We start from the raw sequence: 4,049 nt of genomic DNA on the forward strand, positions 1-4,049 counted from the left end.
GTGTATCCTCTAGAGTGACAAATGAGTCATTATCTGCTACTGGAGGATCATTTACAGGAGTTACTTCAATTGTGGTAGATGCTATATTGCTGTCCACTATTCCATCGTTTGCATGGTATGTGAACCCATCATCACCGTTAAAATCCTGATTTGGAGTGTAATCGAAGCTTCCATCAGAATTTAGTGTTAGAGTTCCAAATAGTGTGGCCACATCCAAAATTGCACTTAGAAGATCACCGTCTGTATCTGTATCACCATTCAGAACACCTGGTGCTGGTACAAACAATGTTGTGTCCTCTGGAGTACTGTATCCATCATCATCTGCTACAGGTGCACTATTTACGTTGATTAGTGCTTGCGGTAGAGGTGTTGATACAGGTGTTCCATCAGGTGCAAGATAGTTTACTACAGAGTTTGCCAAGTCGTTAACGGGTAAATTCAAACCAGAGACATCAGAGCCTGCAGTAAATGAAACAATGAATGTTTCACCTGCAGAGAGTCTGCTGTCATTGTTTCCAACATATTGTGCAACATTTTCCCAAGTAATTGTCGTCTGGCCTCCGGCCTCAACTATACTTGTAGGAGGAGTTGAAAAAATTATCCTCAGATACAATGTTTGAATTTGTAGTCTCAACCAAGTTTACCTGAGTTGGTGATGTGTTGATTACAACATCGGTAAGAATCTGGTTAACGATTGTATTTAGAGAATTAAAGTCTGCATTAAATACTCTGGAAGAACTCCCAGCAACATGAATTAGTTGGTTTTGATCAACACTAGGTCCAATACCAATTGCATAGATAATGATGTTTTTGCTTGCTGCCTCAGATAATGCACCTGATAACAGGTTTACATCTATGTTGTTAAATCCGTCAGTAAAGAAGATGATTACCTTTGGTTCCCCTGCGGGTGGATTTGCCGCATCAAACAGATTAATAGAACGATCAATTCCTGCAAAGAAGTTTGTACTTCCACCAAGCTGGTTCATTCCATTTAGTACGTTTATCACATTAGGTAAACTAGAAGTGATTGGAATAATTGTCCTGCTAGATGAGGAGAAAGCCACTACGCCTGCTTTGTCCCTTGAAGAACTAAGAAGATTTACAAAACTTTTTGCAGCGTTCTTTTCCTGTACAAATTCGGTTGGACTAAGACTTCCGGATTCATCAAGTGTAAGAACAACATTTAGCGGAAGTGTCTCAGTAATAGAACCGCCATATCCAGCAACAGATATTGTAACTGTGGTAGTGTCCGGCGAGCCAGTACCAAATAGTACTATATCAGTTGGATTTGCGATCTTTGTTACTGTAACATCATTTGCAACTTGAGCAAATGAAACACCACTTGTAGTTGTTCCGAGCAACATTAAAGCGAGAGTTATTGTAAGAAATTTTGTCATTGTTTTAGTCATTAAAAATTTTAAATTGTAATTTTATTTAAATGGGATCATTTTTCTGAAATTTATTAACACTTAAATAAAATAAAAAAACTATTTTTTGATATTTTCTTACAAATAATAATATAAAATTCATAAAAGATTCTAATCTCAGATTCAATTCTTTTTTGGGCCCAGCCCCCTTTTTGGGTACAAAAATGGGCCCACAGGGACTCACCCCCCATCATGGGTATTATTTTGGGCGCAGTTAGGCGTGATTTTAATTATTTAGCTTCAATAACATTTTAGCAAGATTCGCACCAATTTTTTTTACTTGTTGCTCTTGTTTTTGATCTTTCATAGTACCATCCAAATTAAAAACCTCATGAGCTTTTGATATTGCAATTTGAGTTGGAATTACTATTACTCCAATATTTTCAAGAATTGCACGAACATGAACCAATCCTCGCAGTCCTCCCAATCCACCTGGTGATGCACTCATTATTCCTGCCACTTTATCTTTAAAACAAGACATTGGTGATTCGTCATCACCTTGTCTTGACGTCCAATCAATTGTGTTTTTGAGAACTCCAGAAATTGAACTGTTGTATTCTGGAGACGATATTAAAAATCCATGATGAGATGACATCAGTTCTTTTAGTTTACGTGTGCTAGAAGGCAATCCTTCTTTTTTTTCTAAATCTTCATCATAAAGTGGCATCGGATAATCACGAAGATCAATTATAGTCACATCTGCACCTGCTTCACTTGCTCCAGTAGATGCTATCTTGATTAATTTTTTGTTAAAAGAATCAGTACGTGTACTTCCTGCAAATGCAAGAATTTTTGGCTGTGTCATTTCTTTTTCCTCCATTGTACAACCCAATTATCAAGTTGTTTCAAAATCTTTCCTAGTTCATGTGTTTGTTTTGTTATGCTGTATTCTACACGTAAAGGTACTTCTGCATAGATTTTTTTTGTAATTAGACCATGCACTTCAAAATCACGTAATCTTTCAGATAGTACAGTGTTGCTGATCATTGGTATGGCTTTTTTTATTTCATTGAATCGTGTAGATTCATTTTCAGAGAGTTTTTTTAAAATCAATAACGCCCATGTTTTTCCAAGAACACCCCATATTTCATTAGCGTTACACGCTACATGATTACGTGTTCTTTTCTCTCTTTCAAATTCTGTTTCCATACCTAGTAGCAAAACACTACCTAATTATAAAAAGTGAGCGTGGGATTCAACTTTTTAGAGATGAATTTCTCAAAAATCAATTTTGCCCATCTTCCCAGTGTTGTAATCAAGTATTGCCTGATTGATTTCGTCTTGAGTATTCATTACGAATGGCCCATAACGAGTGACAGGTTCGCCTAATGGAATTCCTGCAATTAGTAATACATCTAATGGAGATACAGATGCTTTAATACTGATTTCATTTCCTTCTTGCTCAAATAGAATAATCTGTTCTTTATGTGCAGAAATTTGTTTGTTTCCAAACAATCCTTCTCCATTAACAACATATGCAAATGCATTATAGTTTTGTGGAATAATTTGTTTTACTTGTGCATTAGGTTGTATAGTGAAATGAAGATACATTATAGGAGTTCTTGTTTCAATTATGGCTTTTACTCCCATTGATTCCCCAGCAATTACTTTAACTTGTACACCATCCCTTTGCACGATTGGAATTTTCTTTGATGGTAATTCTTGATAACGAGGGTTCATCATCTTGTCTTTTTTTGGCAAGTTAACCCATAATTGAAATCCATGTAGTGTACCACCTTTTTGTACAAATTCTTTTTCTGGCATTTCAGAATGAATTACGCCAGAACCTGCAGTCATCCATTGAACATCTCCAGATTTTATTTTTCCTGAATGTCCTTGGGAATCTTTGTGTTCAAATGTCCCATCAATCATGTATGTAACAGTTTCAAATCCTCGGTGTGGATGATCTGGTGCACCTTTTGCATTTCCAGGAGATATTTCAATCGGGCCCATTTCATCTAACAAAAGAAACGGATCAAATTCTCTAAGACTTCCATTTGGAAATGCTCTGTGTACTAGAAATCCTTCACCTTCCATTGTTGTTTTTGCATTAATCACTTGCAATATAGAGCGAGTCTTTGTCTCATCTCTTTCAAGTTCTTGGTTTGTGTTTTGTTCCATAATATATCATACCAAGTATGGAATTTAAAGATGGTAGTAATTACATACTTAGTAGGTAAGTATAACCATACCAAGTAATCCGATAGAAACTATTCTCTTTAAGTAAATCAAATGCATATTACAAGTAATGAAAACTACATGGATCGGAATAACTATCGGAGTTTTTGTGGTAGGAATGGTAAGTGGTTATATAATTTTTCAAGCACCAAACCAATCAGCTACGACTAACACACAGACGGAATTAGAAAAATATCAAATTGCAGAGCAACTTGCAACACAGCACATCAAAACATTTGACAATTTGGATTTTTCCGATCATGATTTTTCAGACCATTTTTTTTAATCCTATCCACGATTATCCACGTCTTAGGCACATGAAAAATTTATCATTAGATAATTTTTTCACATTTACGATCATCATTAGATTTTTTCATTGAATATTAATGGGTGTGAATTTTACATATAATACAAAAAAAAAANAAAAAAAATAAAAAAGTATAG

Annotated in this window: 6 protein-coding genes; 1 reads left to right on the plus strand and 5 read right to left on the minus strand. The window is 35.3% G+C overall.

Going from position 1 to position 4,049, the window contains the following annotated elements:
* The 5 genes from BG20_RS02555 to BG20_RS02575 form a co-directional block, all read right to left on the minus strand.
* On the minus strand, nucleotides 1–613 hold a 613-nt coding region (locus BG20_RS02555), incomplete at its 3' end, for a cadherin-like domain-containing protein (protein WP_010190544.1).
* Complete coding sequence (locus tag BG20_RS02560; RefSeq protein ID WP_010190545.1) at nucleotides 567–1,409, minus strand: vWA domain-containing protein; 843 nt, start codon at nucleotides 1,407–1,409, stop codon at nucleotides 567–569. The genes BG20_RS02560 and BG20_RS02555, both read right to left, overlap by 47 nt.
* A 244-nt stretch (nucleotides 1,410–1,653) precedes the next feature.
* Nucleotides 1,654–2,232 (minus strand): NADPH-dependent FMN reductase, encoded by a 579-nt coding sequence (locus tag BG20_RS02565; protein ID WP_048097001.1) that lies wholly within the window; start codon nucleotides 2,230–2,232, stop codon nucleotides 1,654–1,656.
* Nucleotides 2,229–2,576: a winged helix-turn-helix transcriptional regulator gene (locus BG20_RS02570; RefSeq protein ID WP_010190548.1), complete on the minus strand. Its 348-nt coding sequence runs from the start codon at nucleotides 2,574–2,576 to the stop codon at nucleotides 2,229–2,231. Before BG20_RS02570 ends, BG20_RS02565 begins: the two co-directional genes overlap by 4 nt.
* Before the next feature lie 69 nt (nucleotides 2,577–2,645).
* Nucleotides 2,646–3,548, minus strand: a complete 903-nt coding sequence (locus tag BG20_RS02575) for a pirin family protein (RefSeq protein ID WP_010190550.1) — start codon at nucleotides 3,546–3,548, stop codon at nucleotides 2,646–2,648.
* 127 nt (nucleotides 3,549–3,675) lie between these two features.
* Between BG20_RS02575 and BG20_RS02580 the strand changes: the two genes are divergently transcribed.
* On the plus strand, nucleotides 3,676–3,891 hold the full coding sequence (locus tag BG20_RS02580; RefSeq protein WP_010190551.1) for a hypothetical protein: 216 nt from the start codon (nucleotides 3,676–3,678) through the stop codon (nucleotides 3,889–3,891).
* Nucleotides 3,892–4,049: the final 158 nt, after the last annotated feature.

Source organism: Candidatus Nitrosarchaeum limnium BG20 (genome assembly GCF_000241145.1).
In the GTDB taxonomy this organism is placed as follows: Archaea; Thermoproteota; Nitrososphaeria; order Nitrososphaerales; family Nitrosopumilaceae; genus Nitrosarchaeum; species Nitrosarchaeum limnae.

Coding starts and splice junctions, on each gene's coding strand:
- BG20_RS02560 (WP_010190545.1), bottom strand. CDS start 1,409: ATGACTAAAACAATGACAAAATTTCTTACAATAACTCTCGCTTTAATG.
- BG20_RS02565 (WP_048097001.1), bottom strand. CDS start 2,232: ATGACACAGCCAAAAATTCTTGCATTTGCAGGAAGTACACGTACTGAT.
- BG20_RS02570 (WP_010190548.1), bottom strand. CDS start 2,576: ATGGAAACAGAATTTGAAAGAGAGAAAAGAACACGTAATCATGTAGCG.
- BG20_RS02575 (WP_010190550.1), bottom strand. CDS start 3,548: ATGGAACAAAACACAAACCAAGAACTTGAAAGAGATGAGACAAAGACT.
- BG20_RS02580 (WP_010190551.1), top strand. CDS start 3,676: ATGAAAACTACATGGATCGGAATAACTATCGGAGTTTTTGTGGTAGGA.